This is a genomic window from Streptomyces sp. NPDC006458 (assembly GCF_040612135.1).
In the GTDB taxonomy this organism is placed as follows: Bacteria; Actinomycetota; Actinomycetes; order Streptomycetales; family Streptomycetaceae; genus Streptomyces.
Map to the genome: position 1 here is coordinate 187,439 of NZ_JBEXPR010000015.1, position 19,386 is coordinate 206,824.

Annotated in this window: 18 protein-coding genes and 1 tRNA gene; 9 read left to right on the plus strand and 10 right to left on the minus strand. The window is 71.9% G+C overall.

Going from position 1 to position 19,386, the window contains the following annotated elements; translation table 11 throughout:
- Positions 1-164: 164 nt before the first annotated feature.
- The gene (locus tag ABZZ79_RS21700; RefSeq protein ID WP_356691097.1) at positions 165-968 is read right to left on the minus strand and encodes an exodeoxyribonuclease III; all 804 of its coding nucleotides are present in this window, start codon (positions 966-968) and stop codon (positions 165-167) included.
- Positions 969-1,045: 77 nt separating this feature from the next.
- Here ABZZ79_RS21700 and ABZZ79_RS21705 point away from each other — a divergent pair, with 77 nt between their 5' ends.
- A complete protein-coding gene (locus tag ABZZ79_RS21705; RefSeq protein WP_356691099.1) occupies positions 1,046-1,522 on the plus strand; it encodes a GNAT family N-acetyltransferase in 477 nt (158 codons plus the stop codon).
- Positions 1,523-1,717: 195 nt separating this feature from the next.
- On the opposite strand, the gene ABZZ79_RS21710 is transcribed toward ABZZ79_RS21705, so the two are convergent.
- From ABZZ79_RS21710 to galU, 7 genes are all read right to left on the minus strand, one after another.
- A tRNA-Ala gene (locus ABZZ79_RS21710) sits at positions 1,718-1,791 on the minus strand.
- A 104-nt stretch (positions 1,792-1,895) separates the two neighbouring features.
- The gene (gene glpR / locus ABZZ79_RS21715; protein WP_356691101.1) at positions 1,896-3,344 is read right to left on the minus strand and encodes a gephyrin-like molybdotransferase receptor GlpR; all 1,449 of its coding nucleotides are present in this window, start codon (positions 3,342-3,344) and stop codon (positions 1,896-1,898) included.
- A gap of 185 nt (positions 3,345-3,529) precedes the next feature.
- Positions 3,530-4,183: a GNAT family protein gene (locus ABZZ79_RS21720; RefSeq protein WP_356691103.1), complete on the minus strand. Its 654-nt coding sequence runs from the start codon at positions 4,181-4,183 to the stop codon at positions 3,530-3,532.
- Between the two features lie 20 nt (positions 4,184-4,203).
- Positions 4,204-4,746 carry a MogA/MoaB family molybdenum cofactor biosynthesis protein gene (locus tag ABZZ79_RS21725; protein ID WP_356691104.1) on the minus strand — a complete coding sequence of 181 codons (543 nt, stop codon included), beginning with the start codon at positions 4,744-4,746 and terminating at the stop codon, positions 4,204-4,206.
- Positions 4,743-5,222, minus strand: a complete 480-nt coding sequence (moaC, locus tag ABZZ79_RS21730) for a cyclic pyranopterin monophosphate synthase MoaC (RefSeq protein ID WP_356691106.1) — start codon at positions 5,220-5,222, stop codon at positions 4,743-4,745. The genes ABZZ79_RS21725 and moaC overlap by 4 nt, the downstream gene beginning before the upstream one ends.
- 122 nt (positions 5,223-5,344) lie before the next feature.
- On the minus strand, positions 5,345-6,667 hold the full coding sequence (gene glp, locus ABZZ79_RS21735) for a gephyrin-like molybdotransferase Glp (protein ID WP_356691108.1): 1,323 nt from the start codon (positions 6,665-6,667) through the stop codon (positions 5,345-5,347).
- 4 nt (positions 6,668-6,671) lie between these two features.
- A complete protein-coding gene (gene galU / locus ABZZ79_RS21740) occupies positions 6,672-7,598 on the minus strand; it encodes a UTP--glucose-1-phosphate uridylyltransferase GalU (RefSeq protein WP_356691110.1) in 927 nt (308 codons plus the stop codon).
- A 132-nt stretch (positions 7,599-7,730) separates the two neighbouring features.
- Here galU and ABZZ79_RS21745 point away from each other — a divergent pair, with 132 nt between their 5' ends.
- Positions 7,731-8,315, plus strand: coding sequence for a 5-formyltetrahydrofolate cyclo-ligase (locus tag ABZZ79_RS21745; RefSeq protein WP_356691112.1), 585 nt, complete (start codon positions 7,731-7,733; stop codon positions 8,313-8,315).
- Between the two features lie 140 nt (positions 8,316-8,455).
- Here the strand turns inward: ABZZ79_RS21745 and ABZZ79_RS21750 are convergent, their stop codons facing one another.
- A complete protein-coding gene (locus tag ABZZ79_RS21750; RefSeq protein ID WP_356691114.1) occupies positions 8,456-11,281 on the minus strand; it encodes a penicillin acylase family protein in 2,826 nt (941 codons plus the stop codon).
- A 210-nt stretch (positions 11,282-11,491) separates the two neighbouring features.
- On the opposite strand from ABZZ79_RS21750, the gene ABZZ79_RS21755 reads away from it, so the two are divergent.
- From ABZZ79_RS21755 to mscL, 6 genes are all read left to right on the plus strand, one after another.
- A complete protein-coding gene (locus ABZZ79_RS21755; RefSeq protein ID WP_356691116.1) occupies positions 11,492-13,066 on the plus strand; it encodes a potassium/proton antiporter in 1,575 nt (524 codons plus the stop codon).
- A 507-nt stretch (positions 13,067-13,573) separates the two neighbouring features.
- On the plus strand, positions 13,574-14,866 hold the full coding sequence (locus tag ABZZ79_RS21760; protein WP_356691118.1) for an MFS transporter: 1,293 nt from the start codon (positions 13,574-13,576) through the stop codon (positions 14,864-14,866).
- 67 nt (positions 14,867-14,933) lie between these two features.
- Positions 14,934-15,263 carry an FmdB family zinc ribbon protein gene (locus ABZZ79_RS21765; RefSeq protein ID WP_356691120.1) on the plus strand — a complete coding sequence of 110 codons (330 nt, stop codon included), beginning with the start codon at positions 14,934-14,936 and terminating at the stop codon, positions 15,261-15,263.
- Positions 15,264-15,364: 101 nt separating this feature from the next.
- Positions 15,365-16,198, plus strand: a complete 834-nt coding sequence (locus ABZZ79_RS21770) for an S-methyl-5'-thioadenosine phosphorylase (RefSeq protein ID WP_356691122.1) — start codon at positions 15,365-15,367, stop codon at positions 16,196-16,198.
- Between the two features lie 198 nt (positions 16,199-16,396).
- Positions 16,397-16,972: a hypothetical protein gene (locus ABZZ79_RS21775; RefSeq protein WP_356691180.1), complete on the plus strand. Its 576-nt coding sequence runs from the start codon at positions 16,397-16,399 to the stop codon at positions 16,970-16,972.
- A 138-nt stretch (positions 16,973-17,110) separates the two neighbouring features.
- Positions 17,111-17,587, plus strand: a complete 477-nt coding sequence (mscL, locus tag ABZZ79_RS21780) for a large conductance mechanosensitive channel protein MscL (protein ID WP_356691124.1) — start codon at positions 17,111-17,113, stop codon at positions 17,585-17,587.
- A gap of 163 nt (positions 17,588-17,750) precedes the next feature.
- Here mscL and ABZZ79_RS21785 read toward each other — a convergent pair whose 3' ends face one another.
- Positions 17,751-17,927, minus strand: coding sequence for a hypothetical protein (locus ABZZ79_RS21785; protein ID WP_356691126.1), 177 nt, complete (start codon positions 17,925-17,927; stop codon positions 17,751-17,753).
- A 109-nt stretch (positions 17,928-18,036) separates the two neighbouring features.
- Here ABZZ79_RS21785 and ABZZ79_RS21790 point away from each other — a divergent pair, with 109 nt between their 5' ends.
- Positions 18,037-19,275: a low temperature requirement protein A gene (locus ABZZ79_RS21790; RefSeq protein ID WP_356691128.1), complete on the plus strand. Its 1,239-nt coding sequence runs from the start codon at positions 18,037-18,039 to the stop codon at positions 19,273-19,275.
- Positions 19,276-19,386: the final 111 nt, after the last annotated feature.

Sequence of the window (19,386 nt, forward strand, 5' to 3'; positions counted from 1 at the left end):
ACGGGGCCCGGAGCCCCGCGCTCCGGCGGAGTATACGGAGTGGCCACCTGGCGGTCACACGGATGCGGCCAGGGCGTCGGACAGCCGTCTCCGGGCGCCCGGACGGGTGCCTCCGGGGGCGGCGCGACGCCTCCGCGGGGGTGCCGGGACGCGCACGCGGCCCGTCAGCGTTCGAAGACCGCCGTCACCGGCGCGTGGTCGCTCCACCGCTCCCCGTGGCTGGCGGCCCGCTCCACGTACGCCTTCACGCAGCTGTCCGCGAGCCCCGGCGTAGCGGCGAGCAGGTCGATGCGCCAGCCGCTGTCGTTGTCGAAGGCCCGCCCGCGGTACGACCACCAGGTGTACGGCCCCTCCACGTCCGGGTGCCGGTCCCGCACCACGTCGGCATAGCCGCCGTCCGCCGCGTCGAAGACCTGGCCGAGCCACTCCCGCTCCTCGGGCAGGAAGCCGGAGTTCTTGCCGTTGGCGCGCCAGTTCTTCAGGTCGGCCGGCTGATGGGCGATGTTCCAGTCGCCGCAGACCAGCACCTCGCGCCCGTCGGCGGCGGCCCGCTCGCGCAGGTCCTTGAGGTAGGGGAGGAACTCGCCCATGAAGCGGTACTTCTCGTCCTGCCGGTCGGTGCCGACCTCACCGGAGGGCAGATAGAGGGACGCGACCGTGACACCGGGCAGGTCGGCCTCGACGTAGCGCCCGCTGCCGTCGAACTCGGCCGAGCCGAAGCCGACCCGAACGGCGTCGGGCTCCCGGCGCGTGTAGAGCGAGACACCGGCCCGGCCCTTGGCGGCGGCGGGCGCGTGCACGACGTGCCAGCCCTGCGGGGTACGCACGTGCTCGGGCAGCTGCTGCGGCTCGGCCCGCACCTCCTGGAGGCACAGCACATCGGCGGAGGTCCCGGCGAGCCACTCCACGAAGCCCTTCTTCGCGGCGGCGCGCAGCCCGTTCACATTCACAGAGGTCACAGTGAGCACCCCGGCACGATACCGGCACACTGGACCAGGTCCAGAATTCGAACAGTGAGAAACTGCCCATACGTACGATGACCAGCATGGATATCCGACGCGTCCCTTACGACCACCCCGACGCCGTCAAGCTCGACGACGAGGTCCAGGCCGAGTACCACGAGCGCTACGGCGACGGCGGCGACGCCACCTCGATGGCCGCCACCGACTTCGAGCCGCCCAACGGCGCGTACCTCATCGCGTACGACGCCTCCGGCCGCCCTGTCGCCACCGGCGGCTGGCGCAGCCGGGACAGCAACGGCGAGGGCAACGAGGACGGCGACGCCGAACTCAAGCGCATGTACGTGGTGCGCGACATGCGCGGCATCGGCCTGGCCCGCCGGATCCTGTCCGCCCTGGAGGACGACGCCCGCGCGGCCGGCCGGCTGCGCATGGTCCTGGAGACCGGCACCAAGCAGCCCGAGGCCATCGCCCTCTACACGTCCACGGGCTACGCGCCGTGCACCAAGTTCGGCTACTACCGCTTCCACTCGGACAGCCGCTGCTACGCCAAGACCCTGTGAGACCCATCACCCCAGGGGCGTCCGGCGCGGGGGCGCCTGACGCCCCATCGGGGGCCGGCTCCCGGGCGAAACCCCGAGCAGAACCCCGGGCAAAACCCGGGCGAAACCCGGCCAAAACAAAGACCCCGCCCGATCAGCCGATCGGACGGGATCTTCTCAACTTCCCCCGGATTTCGCCGGGATCAGTTGTTGCGGTGGACCTGTGGGGATTTGAACCCCAGACCCCCTCGATGCGAACGAGGTGCGCTACCGGACTGCGCCACAGGCCCTTGCAACGAGTGAAACTCTAGCATCCCGATCGCGGTGCTTGGAAATCCGTTCCCGGCAGGGTGCCTGGTCGCGGCGGTCGGCCGCGGCGAGCGGACCGGGACCGTCATTCGTTGGCGGCCCGCGGCCGTCCGCCGTCCTCGTACTGGTCGAACAGGGGCGTACGGCCCCGCTCCCGCGACCGGCGCGCCGAGGCGGCCCGGCGCGCGTCACCGCGGCCGTCACCCTCGGCGGGGCGGTCATCGGCGTCCGCCCCGTCGGAGCCGTCGGCACCGTCCGCCCGGTCCTCGGCGCGCAGCTCGTCGGCCCGCTCGGCGGCGCCCGTCTCCTGCTCGCCCGCGACCGTGCTCGACCGTGCCGAGCTCCAGATGCCCGGCGCCCCGAGGTCGATGTCGGAGGTGGCGCGCGGGGCGACCGGCGCGGTCACATACGTCGGCAGGGGCACCGGCACCGGCTCCCAGCTGTCACCCCGGCCGGGCCCGCGCTGGCGCTCCCGCTGCTGGTCGACCCACTCGGCGTGGTCGGTCTGCTCCACCAGTGCCCGGCGGTCCGCCGCCAGCGCCGACAGCCCGGGGTCCTCCTCGGGTTCGCCCGCTTCTTCGGGCTCCTCGGCGTCGTCGGCCACCGGCTCCGCGGCGGGCCGGCGCGGCTGGCGGGCCCGCTCGCGCAGCCGCTGGGCCGCGGCCTCGGCCTGCCGGCGGTCCATCTGGTACGCGAACCGGCGCCGCTCCTGCGAGCGCAGATACGCGATGTACGTGCTGAGCAGCACCGCGGGCACGCCCGGCGCCCACAGGAACGCCAGCCCGCCCACGGCCGCGACGATCGCGCCCAGCGTGAACGCGACGAAGAGCAGCACGGTCGTACGCCGACGGCGGGCGAGCGCCTTGGAGCGCTCGGCGCGCTCGGCGCGCGCGGCGGCGGCGGGCCCACCGGGCGCACGCCGGGCACCCGGCACGGGCCTGCGCGCCGACGCGGAACCGGCACCACGGGCGGGCGCGGAGTCCGCCGCACGGGCGGACGGGGCGTCGGCACCACGGGCGGACGGGGCTTCGGCCGCGCGGGAGGACGGAGCGTGTCCGGAAGAGGCGTGGCCGGAAGGGGCGTGTCCGGAAGAGGCATGGCCGGAAGGGGCGTGTCCGGAAGGGGCGTGTCCGGAAGGGGCGTGGCCGGAAGGGGCGTGGCCGGAAGGGGCGTGACCCGACGCTCCCGCCGGGGCACCGCCGGCCGCTCCCGACGGTCCGCGGCCGGACGCTCCGGGCACCTGGGCCGCCGTCTGCGGGCGCGTCGGAGGCATGGCGAAGGCCCGGACGTCCACCGAGTCGGTGACCCCGTCCGGGTCGTCGAAGCCAGGCTCCCCCACGTCGGCGGAGCGCGCCCGGTCCTTGGCGTACCGGCGCTCCATGCCCGCCCGTCCGGACAGCAACCGGATGGCGGTGCTGAAGCGTTCCGTCGGACGGGCCTCGTTCAGCTCGTCCTGCCTACGGAGCCACATCGGCACCAAGTAGGCGGCCCAGGCCCCGACAATGACTGCGTAGATGAGGCCGCTGCTGCTCACGCCTCACACGGTAGAGGGGTTTGCGTGAGGCCATCCGCCAATTGGGCCGGTGTGTCGCACGATCTGGCTGATATTTCGAACTTTTCTTGTGACCGATGCGATCAGTGGCCCGCACAGGAGGCGAATTGATTGCCTCGAACCGGTCGCCGACCGGTCATTATCGAACACGCATTCAATTTTCCGGGCTATGCGGGATTCCCCTGCGTGTTCCGCCGGTCGGGAGGCGCACTCCGCTCGTCGCGCGCCCCGCTCGCCGAGCGGGTGCGCCGCCAGCGGTTCATCAGCCCGTCCGGGACTTCCTCGGCCGTCAGCGCGTAGACGAGATGGTCGCGCCAGGCGCCGTCGATGTGGAGATAACGGGGCCGCAGCCCCTCCTCGCGGAATCCGAGTTTCTCCACGACCCGGCGGCTGGGCGCGTTCTCGGGGCGAATGCAGACCTCGATGCGGTGCAGCCCGACGCTGCGGAAACAGTGGTCCACGACCAGCGCGACCGCCGTCGGCATCACTCCCCGCCCTGCCACCCCCTGGTCCACCCAGTAGCCGATGTGCCCGGAGCACATCGAGCCCCAGGTGATCCCGGCGACCGTCAGCTGACCGGTCAGCCGTCCCTGGTACTCGATCACGAACGGGAGCATCCGCCCCGAGTTCGCCTCCGAGCGCAGGTGCCGGACCATCTGGCGATAGGTCGGCCGGTGCGCGATCGGCCCGCTCGGGGTGGGCGGCGGGATGGTCGCCTCCCAGGGGCGCAGCCAGTCCCGGTTGCGCCGGTTGGCCTCGCGCCAGGCCCGCTGGTCGCGCAGCTTTATCGGCCGGAGGACGACGTCTCCGTCCGCCAGCACGACAGGCCAGGATGGGCTGTTCAGCTCGCACCCCCACTGCCGGAGCCGGGTCTGGGGTGGTCCCCGCCGCGGATCTGGTCGACGGCGTGCCTCAGCAGGGGTTCCAGGACGGCGAGCCCGTCCCTCACCCCGCCGGTGGAGCCCGGCAGGTTGACGATCAGCGTGGCGCCCGCCACTCCGGCCAGTCCCCGGGAGAGCGCGGCGGTCGGCACCTTCTCCCTTCCGAACGCCCGGATGGCCTCGGCGATGCCCGGCACCTCGCGGTCGATCACCTCGCGGGTCGCCTCGGGTGTGCGGTCGGTGGGCGAGATGCCCGTCCCGCCGGTGGTGACGACGACGTCGTAACCGGCCTCGACGGCGGCCCGCAGCGCGGCCTCGACGGGATCGCCGTCGGGCACCACCTGCGGCCCGTCGACGGCGAATCCGAGGCCCTTGAGGCCGTCGGCGACCAGCGGGCCGCCCTTGTCCTCGTAGACCCCGGCGGCGGCCCGGTTGGAGGCGGTCACGACAAGCGCGGCGTACGGCGCGACCAACGCGCCGCCCACTGAGGCGTCCAGTGTCATGCCCGGCTCCAGTCGCCCGACTTGCCGCCCGTCTTCTCCTCCACCCGCACGTCCGTGATGACCGCTCCCTTGTCGACCGCCTTGACCATGTCGATCACGGTGAGCGCGGCGACGGAGACCGCGGTGAGGGCCTCCATCTCGACGCCCGTGCGGTCCGTCGTCCGCACCGTGGCGGTGATCTCCACGGCGTCGTCCGCGACCGACAGATCCAGTGTCACACCGGACACCGACAACGGGTGGCACAGAGGAATGAGATCCGGTGTGCGCTTGGCGCCCATGATGCCCGCGATCCGCGCGGTGGCCAGGGCGTCCCCCTTGGGCACACCCTCCCCGCGCAGCAGTTCCACCACCTGGGGTGAGACGAGCACCCGGCCGCTCGCGCGCGCGGTGCGCGCGGTCACGTCCTTTCCGGATACGTCGACCATACGGGCGGCGCCCGCCTCGTCGATGTGCGTCAGTCGGCCTTGCGTGCTCATGCTGTGTGGCGCTCCCGGTCCGGGCCCGTCGCGGTGCGGCGCACGGGCCTGCTGTGCGCGACACGGTACCGCCACTTCGTCACGCTTGGCGGAGCAGGTTCGCCGGGCCCGCGCGGGTGCGCTCAGCCGAGCAGTACGACCTCGACCTCGCTGCCGGGTTCGACGGACTCCACGTCCTCGGGGACGACGATCAGCGCGTCGGCCTGCGCCAGAGCCGCGACCAGGTGGGACCCGGCACCGCCGACCGGGGTCACCGCGCCGTCGGCGTAGGACCCGCGCAGGAACTGCCGGCGGCCCTTGGGCGAGGTCAGCGGCCGGTCGCCGGACAGGGTGGCCCGGGTGCGCGGCCGGTGGACGTCGTCGAGGCCCATGAGCGTGCGGATCGCCGGGCGCACGAACAGCTCGAAGGAGACGTACGACGACACCGGGTTGCCGGGCAGCGCCAGCAGGGGGGTGTGGTCGGGGCCGATGGAACCGAAGCCCTGCGGCTTGCCGGGCTGCATGGCGAGCTTGCGGAACTCGATGCCGCTGCCCGCCTCGTCCTCGTCGCCGACGTGCGACAGGGCCTCCTTGACGACGTCGTAGGCGCCCACGCTCACCCCGCCGGTGGTGACCATCAGGTCGGCGCGGACCAGCTGGTCCTCGACGGTGGTGCGCAGGATCTCGGCGTCGTCGGCGACCGCGCCCACCCGGTAGGCGATGGCGCCGGCGTCCCGGGCCGCCGCGGTGAGGGCGAAGCTGTTGGAGTCGTAGATCTGGCCGCCGGCCAGGGCCTCGTCCGGCTGGACGAGCTCGCTGCCGGTGGAGATCACCACCACGCGCGGGCGCGGGCGCACCCGAACCGTGCCGCGGCCGATCGCGGCGAGCAGCGCGATCTGCGGCGGTCCGAGAACGGTGCCCGCGGCGAGGGCGCGGTCACCGGCCTTCACATCGCTGCCCTGGGCGCGCACGTGCGCGCGTGCCTCGGCCGGCCGGTGGACCTGGACCTGCCCGCTCGCCCCCTCGGGGGCGAGGCTGCTCGCGCGCATGCCGGTCGCCGGGCCCTCGCCGAGCCCGCCGTCGGTCCACTCGACCGGCACGACCGTCTCGGCGCCCGGCGGCAGCGGGGCGCCGGTCATGATCCGGGCGGCCTGGCCGGGGCCGACGTGCAGCAGCTCGGCCTGGCCGGCGGCCACGTCCCCGACGACCTCCAGGACGGCCGGGAACTCCTCGCTCGCGCCCGCGACATCGGCGACCCGCACCGCGTACCCGTCCATGGAGCTGTTGTCGAACGGCGGCAGCGAGAGCGGCACCGTGACCTCGTCGACCAGGACACAGCCCTGGGCGTCGAGCAGTTGCAGCTCGATGGGTTCGAGGGGGCGGACGGTCGCGAGGATGTCCTCCAGGTGTTCGTCGACCGACCACAGGTGGTCCTGGCCGGCGGAACGGGGCGCGGCGGTGCTCAAAGTGCTACATCTCCTCGGTGACGTAACTGCGGAGCCAGGACCGGAAGTCCGGTCCCAGGTCCTCACGTTCGCACGCGAGTCTGACAATGGCACGCAGGTAGTCGCCGCGGTCTCCGGTGTCATAGCGGCGGCCCTGGAAGATGACGCCGTGCACCGGGCCGCCGGCCTTCCCCGCGGGGGTGGCCGACGACGAGTACGTCTCGGCGAGCTGCTGGAGGGCGTCGGTCAGCTGGATCTCGCCGCCGCGGCCGGGCTGGGTCTTGCGCAGTATCTCGAAGATGTGCGGGTCGAGGACGTAGCGGCCGATGATGGCGTAGTTCGACGGCGCGTCGGCCGCGTCGGGCTTCTCGACCAGGCCGTTGACCCTCACGACGTCACCCTCGGCGGTCGCCTCCACGGCGGCGCACCCGTAGAGGTGGATCTGCTCGGGCGCGACCTCCATGAGCGCCACGACGCTGCCGCCGTGCTGCTCCTGGACCTCGATCATGCGCTGGAGCAGCGGGTCGCGCGGGTCGATCAGGTCGTCGCCGAGGAGCACCGCGAAGGGCTCGTGGCCGACGTGCGGGGCGGCGCACAGCACCGCGTGACCCAGGCCCCTGGGGTCGCCCTGGCGGACGTAGTGCATGGTCGCCAGGTCGCTGGACTCCTGTACCTTGGCCAGTCGCTCGGCGTCGCCCTTCTTCTGCAGGGCCGACTCCAGCTCGTAGTTGCGGTCGAAGTGGTCCTCCAGGGGACGCTTGTTGCGACCCGTGATCATGAGGACGTCGTCGAGGCCCGCGGACACCGCCTCCTCGACCACGTACTGGATCGCAGGCTTGTCAACGACCGGCAGCATCTCCTTGGGAGTGGCTTTGGTGGCCGGCAGGAACCGGGTGCCGAGGCCTGCTGCGGGGATGACGGCCTTGCTGATCCTGGGGTGCGCCTGAGTCATGGCCGCAACCTTATCCGGTGCCTTTGAGAGAGATCTGTGGCTCCGGTTAATTGGCTCTCATATGAGCGCATTGGACCGGAACAGGAGGAACCAGTGAGGCAGTTCGGACGTCCTAGCGAGACTGACAAGAGAATGTTGCGACGAGAACTCCTGTCGGTGAGGAACAGGTTGACGGCAGATGTCGTACGGGACGCGGCCGCCGACCTCGCCGAACACGCACTCGACCTCCCCGAGCTGGCGCAGGCGCGCACGGTGGCGGCATACGTCTCCGTGGGCACCGAGCCGGGCACCCTCGCGCTGCTGGACGCGCTGCGCGCGCGGGGCGTGCGCGTGCTGCTGCCCGCCCTCCTGCCCGACAACGACCTCGACTGGGGTACGTACGACGGTCCGGCTTCTCTCACGAGCGTCCAACACGGCGGGAAGATGGCCCTGTTGGAACCCTCCGGCGAGCGCCTCGGCCCGGACGCCGTCACCTCCGCGGACGCCGTCCTGCTGCCCGGACTCGCCGTCGACGCCCGCGGGATGCGCCTCGGCCGCGGCGGCGGCTCCTACGACCGCGTGCTCGCCCGGCTGGAGCGCGCGCAGGCCCGGCCCGCCCTGGTGGTGCTCCTCTACGACAGCGAGGTCGTCGAGCGCGTCCCCGGGGAGGCGCACGACCGGCCCGTCCAGGCGGTGGTCACCCCGTCCGGCGTACGCCGCTTCCGGCCCGGCTCCTGACCGGGGCGCGGAACGCGCGGGACGGTCCGCCGGCGCGTGATGTATGTCTCACGCGGCACTGACAACGCGATGGCCCTCCACGCGCGCGTGGAGGGCCATTCGTGTCCGGCGCCGTCAGGAAGGGGCGACGCCGGGCGAGGTCACGGCTTCAGGGTCAGGGTGTCGCTCGTCCTGTCGTCGACCGCCTTCTCCGTGAACGCCCACGGCAGCAGCTCGCCCTCGGCCCACTTGTCCGTCTGATCGGTGTAGTGGGCGCTGTAGGCGTGCCCGGAGGCGCCGGTGAGGTTGATCCAGCGCGACTTGTCGAGGTCGCCGAGGTTCACCACCATGCGCATCGAGGGCACCCAGACGACGCCGTAGCCTCCGGCGGCGTTCCAGCCGGTGGCGTTGACCGTGGCCTCGCCGCCGCCGAGCTTCCACGGGCCGCGGTTGAGCATGTACTCCAGGAAACCGGGGCCTTCGGTGCCGAGGGTCTGGTTCTTCAGGAACAGGCGGTGCAGCCGGCCCCAGCTCCAGGTGTCGATGTCCTTGCCGAGCTTGGCGGTCAGCTCCCAGCGGGCGTCGACCATGGCGCGCTTGAACAGGTCGTCGCGGTTGGCCGCGCCGTCGCGCGTGCCGACCTCCGGCGTGGTCCACCAGTCGCTGTCCTCGTCGTCCACGAGGCCTCGCACGACCTCGAACCAGCGGTCGCCGCCGTCCGGCTGGGCCTGGTCGGCGTCGCGCTGGCCGCACTCGCGGACCTTGCGGTTCTCGTCGGCCGGGCCGGTGGTGTCGGTCGGCTCGACCCACAGGCACTGGCCCTTGGCGCGCAGTTCCCTGGGCAGCTTGTTGCCGAAGGCGAGCTTGAGGATGTTGCGCCAGGTCGAGTTGAAGTACGCGGCGGCCGCGGAGTCGGCGTCCTGGGTGTAGTCCCAGCCCTCCAGGAGCTTCTGCGCCTGGCGGACGTCCGGGTCACTGATGTCGATCTTCAGCAGCATGGGGACGAGCAGTTTGGCGATCTCGCTGCTGTTGTCCAGCTGCATCTGCCGCATGTCGTCGGTGGAGATCTTGCCGCCGCCCTTGATCTTCGACTCGACCAGGTCGTTGATGCGCTGGCTGCGGGTGCCGTAGCCCCAGTCGGTGGTGAGGGTGTACGGGTAGTCGCCCTTGTCCACCACGGCCTGGTTGGCGGTGACGATGTACCCGCGCGCGGGGTCGAACTCGTAGGGCAGCTCGTCCTGCCCGATGAAGCCCTGCCAGCGGTACCTGGAGTTCCAGCCGGGCACGGGGACGGAGCCGTTGTGGCCCTGCGCGCGCGTGGGGATCTTTCCGGGCAGGGTGTAGCCGATGTGGTTCTTGGTGTCGGCGTAGACGAGGTTCTGCGAGGGCACGTCGAACAGCGCGGCCGCGGCGCGGAAGCCGTCCCAGTCGGCCGCCCGGTCCATCGCGAACACGGCGTCCATGGAGGTGCCCGCGTCCAGCGCGGTCCAGCGCAGGGCGATGCCGTAGCCGTCGCCGCGGTCGGGGGCGGCGGTGTCGACGGTGGCCTTGCGGCCTACCTTGACCAGCTCGTCGTCGCGGTCGGAGAGCAGCGGGCCGTTGCCGGTCTCGCGGACGACGATGGTCTTGGACTCGCCGCCGGCGACCTTGATGGTCTCCTCGCGCGTCTTGAACGGCTTGACCTTGCCGTCGACCTGGTAGCCGTCGCCGGTGAGCTTCTCCAGGTAGAGGTCGGTGACGTCCACGCCGGAGTTGGTCATGCCCCAGGCGATGTCCTTGTTGTGGCCGATGACCACGCCGGGCATGCCCGCGAAGGTGTAGCCGCTGACGTCGAAACCGCACGCCTCCGAGACCGTGCGGCAGTGCAGGCCCATCTGGTACCAGACGGACGGCAGCGAGGCCGACAGGTGCGGGTCGTTGGCGAGCAGCGGCTTGCCGGTGATGGTGTGGGCGCCGCCGACGACCCAGGAGTTGGAGCCGATGCCATTGCCGTTCACCCCGACGGCCTCGGGGAGGTCCTCCAGCACGTCGTAGAGGCCCGAGAGCTGGGTCTGCAGGGCCGCGCCGTCCGCGGAGGCGCCCGTGGCGTCGGTGCCGCCGCCCGTGGCGTCGGAGTCGCCGGAGGTGCCGGGGTCGGTGCCCGAGCCGTCGCCCTCGCCGTCGCCCTCGCCGTCGCCCTCGCCGTCGCTCTCGCCGCCGTCCCCGTCGAACGTCTCGGTGCCCTCGTCGTAGCGGCCCTCCTGGACGATCGCCTTGTGGCGGCCGGACGGGTAGGCCGGGTACAGGTCGGCGATCTGCTTGGGGCCGAGGCGGCTGGTCATCAGGGCGCGGTCGATCTCGTCCTGCATGTTGCCGCGCAGGTCCCACGCCATCGCCTTCAGCCACGCGACGGAGTCGACCGGGGTCCACTCGGCGGGCTTGTAGTCGTTGGCGAAGCCGAGGGCCGCGTACTCCAGGGAGATGTCCTCGCCCTGCCTGCCCTTCAGATAGGCGTTGACGCCCTTGGCGTACGCCTGGAGGTACTTCTTGGTGGAATCGGACAGCTTGCTGTCGTACTCCTCCTTCGCCACCCGGTCCCAGCCCAGGGTGCGCAGGAACTCGTCGTTCTCGATCTGCCCCTCGCCGAACATCTCCGACAGCCGGCCGGAGGTCAGATGCCGGCGCACGTCCATCTCGTAGAACCGGTCCTGCGCCTGCACGAAGCCCTGCGCCATGAACAGGTCCTCGTCGGAGGACGCGTATATCTGCGGGATGCCGTTGCCGTCCCGCTTGACGTCGACGGGCCCCGAGAGGCCCTCGATCGTGATGGTGCCGCCGGTCTGCGGGAAGCTGGCGCGCACGGTGCTGATGGACCAGTACGAGCCGTAGGCGACGCCGCCCACGAGAGCCAGCGCCAGCACGAGCACGAACAGACGGGCTTTGCGCCCCTTCTTCCGGCCGGACTTGGCGGGCTTGGTACCCGTTGAGGCGGTGGTGTTGGGGGGCATCGCTGTCCTTGCTGTCCTAACGCGAGCGGCAGGTCGGGCTGTGACTTTGAATGAGCGCTGGAGCAACCATAGGCGCAGGGCCCGACGCCCCTTGACTCGGAGTCGGAAACCCGCGCGGACGGATGTTCGATCTTGCCCGGTCGAGCGTCAAGAAAGCGTCAAGAGTTAGGTAAGGTAACGAAGTAGTTGGATGCGGGATTCCTTGATCTCGTGTCCGATGGACATCAGCGTTCACGCGCGCGTGATGCCCTCGCGAGCCAGGGAAGGGAACGGCCACTGACAGTCCACGACCTCAACGAACTCCTGCTCGTCTGCTCGCTCGTCCTGCTCGTCGCCGTGGCCGCGGTCCGGCTCTCCTCGCGCAGCGGGCTCCCCAGCCTGCTCATCTACGTCGGCATCGGCGTCCTGATGGGTCAGGACGGGGTCGGCGACATCCACTTCGACGACGCCGTGCTCACCCAGGTCATCGGGTACGCGGCCCTGGTCGTGATCCTGGCCGAGGGCGGTCTCGGGACGAAGTGGAAGGAGATCAAACCGGTCATGCCGGCCGCCACGGCGCTGGCACTGGCCGGGGTCGCGGTGAGCGTCGGCGTCACGGCCGCGGGCGCCCACTATCTGATCGGGCTGGAATGGCGTCAGGCGCTGATCATCGGCGCGGTCGTCTCCTCCACCGACGCGGCCGCGGTGTTCTCCGTCCTGCGCAGAATTCCGCTCCCCGCGCGCGTGGCGGGCACCCTGGAGGCGGAGTCCGGCTTCAACGACGCCCCGGTGGTCATCCTGGTCGTCGCCTTCTCCACCGCGGGTCCGGTCGAGCACTGGTACGTCCTGATCGGCGAGATAGTCCTGGAGCTGGCCATCGGCGCGGCCGTCGGTCTCGCGGTGGGCTGGCTGGGCGCCTGGGCGCTGCGGCACGTGGCCCTGCCCGCCTCCGGCCTCTACCCGATCGCCGTCGTGGCCATCGCCGTGACCGCCTACGCCGCCGGCGCCCTGGGGCACGGCAGCGGCTTCCTCGCCGTCTACCTCGCGGCGATGGTGATGGGCAACGCCCGGCTGCCCCACTGGCCCGCCACCCGCGGCTTCGCCGAGGGCCTCGGCTGGATCGCGCAGATCGGCATGTTCGTCCTGCTCGGCCTGCTCGTCACCCCGCACGAGCTCGGCGACGCCATCTGGCCCGCCCTCGTCATCGGCCTCGTGCTGACCATGGTGGCCCGGCCGCTCAGCGTCGTGCTCTGCCTGGTCCCGTTCCGGGTGCCGTGGCCGGAGCAGGCGCTGATGTCCTGGGCCGGACTGCGCGGCGCCGTGCCCATCATCCTGGCGACGATCCCCATGGTGAGCGGCATCGAGGGCAGCCGCACCCTGTTCAACATCGTCTTCGTGCTGGTCGTCGTCTACACCCTCATCCAGGGCCCCACCCTGCCCTGGCTCGCCCGCGCCCTGCGCCTCGGCGACGGGTCCGGGACCACCGACCTCGGCATCGAGTCCGCGCCTCTCGAACGTCTGCGCGGGCATCTGCTGTCGGTGTCGATCCCCCAGGGCTCCAGGATGCACGGCGTCGAGGTCAGCGAGCTCCGGCTGCCGGCCGGTGCCGCCGTCACGCTCGTCGTCCGCGACGAAAAGTCGTTCGTGCCGCTGCCCTCGACCGTGCTGCGGCGGGGCGACGAACTGCTCGTCGTCGCCACCGACCCGGTGCGCGACGCCGCCGAGCGCCGGCTGCGCGCGGTGGGCCAGGGCGGCAAGCTGGCCGGGTGGCTGGGGACGAACGGCCAGGAGTCCGGGGGACACTGACCGCGCGGGTACGCGCGCGATGCCGCTTGCGATGTCACGGGTGCGCGCGATGTCGCTTGCGACGTCTCGGGTGCGTGCGCGTGTCGCGTCCCGGGCACGCACGCGGGGGCGCGGGGGCTCGGAGCGGATGCGGCTCTCGCACCGGTTCAGGAGGTCCGGGCACGCACGCGGGGGCGCGGGCCAGGTCATTCCCGCCCGGTTCACCGGGGGCGGCATGTGCCGTTAAGGACACGTTTCGCTCTGTTCACACCGCCTTCATTCACAGGCCGATGCCGCGATGGTGCTCACTTTCACAGATGTGACGCGCGTAGACGCCTGTAGGATGAAGGCAGACTAGATCGAACCAACTCTGCCTGACGCAGAGCTGGCGCGACCGTATGGCGGCCGCGACGCCTTCCTCGCAACGGGGCGCCGGTATCTACCGCAGTTCCGCGCAAGAGGACAGCTCTCGGCGTCGCCCCCCACCCGCAGGGGGCCGCGCTACCAGGCGGCAGAAAGGCACGGGCCGTGGCGTCCACGGTCACCACCGAGCCGTCGGAGAACTCGCCGGCACCCTCCCGCCCCGGATACGGGCAACTGCTGCGCACCCGCGGCGCCTGGACGTTCCTGCTCCCCGGATTCGCGGCGCGCCAGCCGTTCGCGATGCTGACCCTCTCGATCGTGCTGCTCGTGCAGCACACGACCGGCTCGTACGGGGCGGCGGGTGCCGCCGCGGCCGTCACCGGCGTGTCCATGGCCCTGTTCGCGCCCTGCACCGGGCGCCTCGCCGACCGCTACGGACAGCGCGCCGTACTGCTCCCCGGCGTCCTGGTGCACGCCCTGTCCGGCCTGGCCTTCACCGCGCTCGCGCTCGCCCACGCGCCTCTGTGGGCACTGTTCGTCGCCGCCGTCCCCACAGGCGCCTCGGTCCCGCAGGTCGGGCCCATGGTCCGCGCGCGCTGGGGCGTGAGGCTCCAGGGCTCGCCCCTGATGACGACGGCGGCGGCTTTCGAGTCGGTCACCGACGAGTTCACCTTCGTCGTCGGCCCGCTGCTCGCGACGGCACTGTGCACGACCGTGGACCCGGCCGCGGGACTGGTGACCGAGGCGTCGCTGACCCTGCTGGGCGGCCTGCTGTTCGCCGCGCAGAAGAGCACGCAGCCCCAGGTCGCCGCAGGCGGGCACGCGCGCGTGAAGCACGAATCCGCGCTGCGCATACCCGGAGTGCGCGTCCTGATCGTGGCCTTCCTCGGCATCGGATCGGTCTTCGGCGGCATGCAGGTGTCCCTCGCGGCCTTCACCGAGTCCATCGGCGAGCCGGGCCTGAACGGCGTCCTGTACGGGACCTTCGCCGCGGGCAACATGATCTCCGGCATCGCCTGCGGCGCCATCGCCTGGAAGGGCGCGCCCCGGCAGCGCCTGGTCGTCGGCTACGCGGCGCTCGCGCTCGTCGCGTCCGGACTGTGGACCGCGCACTCCGTACCACTGCTCGCCGGGCTCGGCCTGCTGGTCGGCATGTGCATCGCACCCGCGCTGATCACCGGCTACACGCTGGTGGAGGGACTGGTCCCGGCCGGTGCGCGCACCGAGGCCTTCACCTGGCTGACGGGCGCGGTGGCGCTCGGGCAGGCGGCCGCGGTCACCCTGGCCGGCCAGTTGGAGGACCGCTTCTGGACCGGTGCAGGATTCCTCGTGCCGATGGGCGGCACACTGCTGGCCCTGGCGACCGTGCTCGCCCTGCGTGCGCACCTCGTGGCACGCCCCCGCGGCATCACCGTGGCGCGTGGCGTCGGTCACCGCGTGCCGGTGACGGTGGACTGATCCCCGGGAATACGTCACTATGGACCGTCGTTAGCACTCATCGAGTGAGAGTGCCAGGAGGAAGACAGTGCCGACGTACCAGTACCAGTGCACCGAGTGCGGCGAGGGCCTCGAGGCGGTGCAGAAGTTCACCGACGACGCCCTGACCGAGTGCCCCAACTGCAGCGGTCGCCTCAAGAAGGTGTTCTCCGCGGTCGGCATCGTCTTCAAGGGCTCCGGCTTCTACCGCAACGACAGCCGCGGCTCGTCGTCGAGCAGCTCGCCGGCGTCCTCGTCGAAGTCGACGTCCTCGTCTTCGTCTTCGTCGACTTCTTCGCCCGCCTCTTCCACGTCGTCATCGTCCTCGGACTCCAAGTCCTCGGGCTCGACGAGCTCGGCCGGCACCTCCGCCGCCTGACGCACCCGCTCGCGGGACCCTGTCGCCGTACGACGACAGGGTCCTCGGCGTTTCCGGTGCCGGTCGCTCACGCCACGGCCGCGCGGGCTACCGTGCTCGTCATGGCGAACGCAGACATCGGTGTAATCGGCGGCTCCGGCTTCTACTCGTTCCTCGACGACGTGACCGAGATCCAGGTGGACACGCCGTACGGGTCGCCGAGCGACTCTCTCTTCCTCGGCGAGATCGCGGGCCGGCGAGTCGCGTTCCTGCCCCGGCACGGCCGCGGCCACCATCTGCCGCCGCACCGGATCAACTACCGGGCCAACCTGTGGGCGCTGCGCTCGGTCGGTGTTCGCCAGGTCCTCGCTCCGTGTGCGGTGGGCGGCCTGCGCCCGGAGTACGGGCCGGGCACGCTCCTCGTTCCCGACCAGCTCGTGGACCGTACGAAGTCACGCGTCGGAACGTACTTCGACGGGCTCCCGCTGCCGGACGGCACGGTGCCGAACGTGGTGCACGTGTCGCTGGCCGACCCCTACTGCCCCGCCGGTCGCACGGCCGCGCTGAAGGCCGCGCGCGGCCGGGACTGGGAGCCGGTGGACGGCGGCACGCTGGCCGTGATCGAGGGGCCGCGCTTCTCGACCCGCGCCGAGTCGCTGTGGCACCAGGCGCAGGGCTGGTCGGTCGTCGGCATGACCGGTCACCCGGAGGCCGCGCTGGCCCGCGAACTCGAACTCTGCTACTCCTCGCTCACCCTGGTCACCGACCTGGACGCGGGCGCGGAGACCGGGGAGGGCGTCTCGCACGACGACGTACTGCGGGTGTTCGCGGAGAACGTGGACCGGCTGCGGGGTGTGCTGTTCGACGCGGTCGCCGCGCTGCCCGCGAACGATGCGCGGGACTGTCTGTGCGTGAACGCGCTGGGTGGGATGGATCCGGGGTTCGCGCTGCCGTAGCCCCGAGTCGGCCGGTGGGCGGAACGTCCCGTTCGCCTGCCGTAGCCCCAAGGCGGCCGGCGGGTGGAACGTCCGTTCGGGTGAGGGAGTTGTCCACAACCGGCCACCCGTCCACCGGCTCGGGCGGGGCATCGGATCGGGGGCCCATCGTGGAGGCCCGCACACCGATTCCCGTCGCAGGTGGTGGTTCCCGTGACTGTGTCCCCTCCCCCTTTCTCCCCCTACTCCTCCTACTCCTCCTACTCCTCCGCGCACCCGCCGGGCAGCGACGCCCCGGCCACGTGCGAGGTGCCGCACTTCGCCCCCGTGCGGGTGCGCGGCGGGCGGTCTCGACTGGGCCGGCTCCTCCGGCATCGCAGGCGCGCCCTTTCGGCAGGGCTCGCCATGACGGCGGCCGCGCTCGTGGCGGCCGGGCCGCACGCGGGGGCCGGCCCGCACCGAGGTGAGCAGGCCCGCGGCCATCCGGTGCCGGACCGGGCTCCGGACCGCAGGGCGGCGGTCCGGACGGTCACCGCGCCGGTGCGCATCGCCGACGGCGCGACGGTGCGGCTGCTGCGCCCGGGCGACCGCGTCGACGTCATCGCCGCCCAGGAGACTGCGACGGGCGGCGAGGCGGAGGTGATCGCCCGCGGGGCGCTGGTCACGAAGGTGCCCGAGCCCCTCGCCGAGACCGCGGACACCGGGGCGCTGGTCGTGCTCTCGGTGCCGCGCGCCACCGCGGCCCGGCTGGCCGGGGCGAGCGCCATGGCACGGCTGGCGGTGACGCTGTGCTGAACGAAATCCGACCTTCTTTGCATGACTCGCTGTCAAGTCGCTCCTTGGAGCGACTGAATTGGACAGGATGGCCTCACCCTGACGTAGGTTGCGGAGCGGCTTGTTCCACAACCTGTGTGCACGAGGAGAGGCTCCGAAGTGGGCGAGAAGAGGGATCCGGGCGTCTGGGCAGGCTTCAAGGCCTTCCTGATGCGCGGAAACGTCATCGATCTGGCGGTCGCGGTGGTCATCGGTGCCGCCTTCACCAACATCGTCAACTCGGTGGTGAGGGGCGTCATCAACCCGCTGGTCGGAGCGATCGGCACCAAGAACCTCGACAGCTACAGGTCCTGCCTCAAAGGCCCCTGCGAGGTGGCTGCCGACGGGACGGTCACGAGCGGCGTGACGATCCTGTGGGGCTCGGTGCTCGGAGCGACGCTGAGCTTCGTGATCACCGCGGCGGTGGTCTACTTCCTGATGGTGCTGCCGATGGCGAAGTACCTGGCCCGGGTGGAGGCCCAGCGCAAGGCCAAGGAGGGCGCCCACGAGGTCATCGAGGTGACCGAGCTGGAGGTGCTCAAGGAGATCCGCGACGCGCTGGTCGCGCAGCGCGGCTCGGGCCAGAGCGAACGCTGACGGCCGGGGCCGGGTCGGCCCCTGGGGCACGGACCCGTCCGGCTGTCCGCCCCACGGCCGGGCGGCGCGGCACTCGGAGGTGGCGCCGCGCCAGGTGGTGGTACGGCGCCGAGAGGCGGCGCGGCACCCGGTGGCGGCACGGCCCTCAGTGGTGGTGGGCAGCTCAGAGGTGGTGCGGCGGCTTCTCGTCCAGGAAGCGCTTGAGGTCGTCGGCACTGTCACCGGCCGGCCGCTCGCCCCACCCGCGGTCCGTGTCGTCCGAGGACTGCTGGGACAGCGGGTCGTCGAAGTTCAGCGCGGCCTTCGGGTCGCGCGGCTCGGGGGCGGATGCGGTGCTCATGCCTCCAGCGTACGGGTCCGCGGACCTGCCCTTCACACCCGGACGCCCTTTGTTCGTTTGTGAAACCACGCACAGGATTTTCCGGCCGGTGTCTGCTGTGCTGGGAGACATGACATCCAGTTCGACTCCGCCGGCGGCGCACTCCGGGCCGCCCACCGCCGGCCGGCCGCTGCGCAGGCTGACCGCCCGGGGCCGCCGCGAGGCCCACCGGGTCGCCTCCCCGCTGGAGCTCTTCTTCGACCTGTGCTTCGTCGTCGCCATCGCCCAGGCGGGCGCCCAGCTGGTGCACGCCCTCGCCGAGAACCACGTGGGCGACGGGATCATGGACTACGCGATGGTCTTCTTCGCCATCTGGTGGGCCTGGATGAACTTCACCTGGTTCGCCTCGGCGTACGACAACGACGACGTGCTCTACCGGGTGGTCACGCTCGTCCAGATCTCCGGCGTCCTGGTGCTCGCGGCCGGTGTCTCGCGCGCGTTCGAGGACCACGACTTCGTGGCCGTCTGGCTCGGCTACGCCATCATGCGCACGGCCATGGCCGCGCAGTGGCTCAGGGCCGCGGGTTCGGCCCGGGGCGTCGAGAGAACCGTGGCCGTGCGCTACGCGGTCGGCGTGCTGCTCTGCCAGGTCGGCTGGCTGGGGCTGCTGTTCTTCCCGGAAGGGGGCAGGCCCTGGGTGTTCCTGGTGATGGCGATCGCCGAGTTGTGCGTGCCGGTCCTCGCGGAGCGCAGCGCGACGACCGCCTGGCATCCGCACCACATCGCCGAGCGGTACGGGCTGTTCACCATCATCGTGCTCGGCGAGACCGTCGCGGCGGCCACGGTCGCCGTGAAGACGGGCGTGGAGGAGCACGACGCCCTCGCCGACCTGGTGCCGATCGCGACGGGCGGCCTGCTGATCGTCTTCTCCGCCTGGTGGATCTACTTCGCGGTGCCCATCCACGGCCACCTGCGCTCCAACCGGCAGGCGTTCCTGTGGGGCTACGGCCACTACCTGATCTTCGCCTCGGCGGCGGCGATCGGCGCGGGCCTGGAGGTGGCCGTCGAGCAGACGGTCGGCAAGGCGCACATCTCCGCCCTGGCCGCCTCCGCCGCCGTGACCCTGCCGACCGCCCTGTATCTGCTCACCGTGTGGGCGCTGCACTCCCGCCACTTCAAGGCGGGCATCGCCCAGCAGGTCGTGCTGCCCGCCACGGCGCTGGCGGTCATCTGCTGCACCTTCCTCGGCGACTGGGCCGTGCTCGCGGCGGGCCTGGTGTCGGCGCTGGCGGTGGCGGCCGGCACCACCCTGACGGCCCGCACGGCCGCGCGGGACGACGCGGCGAGAGCGGCCGCCCCGGTGGCCTGACACCACGCCCTGCCGTGACACCACGCCCGCCCCGCACCGAGCCCGTGGTGCGGTGCCGACACCCCCGGTCGCCCGACACCGCGCCGTCGCGCGTGAACGGTCATACGCGCC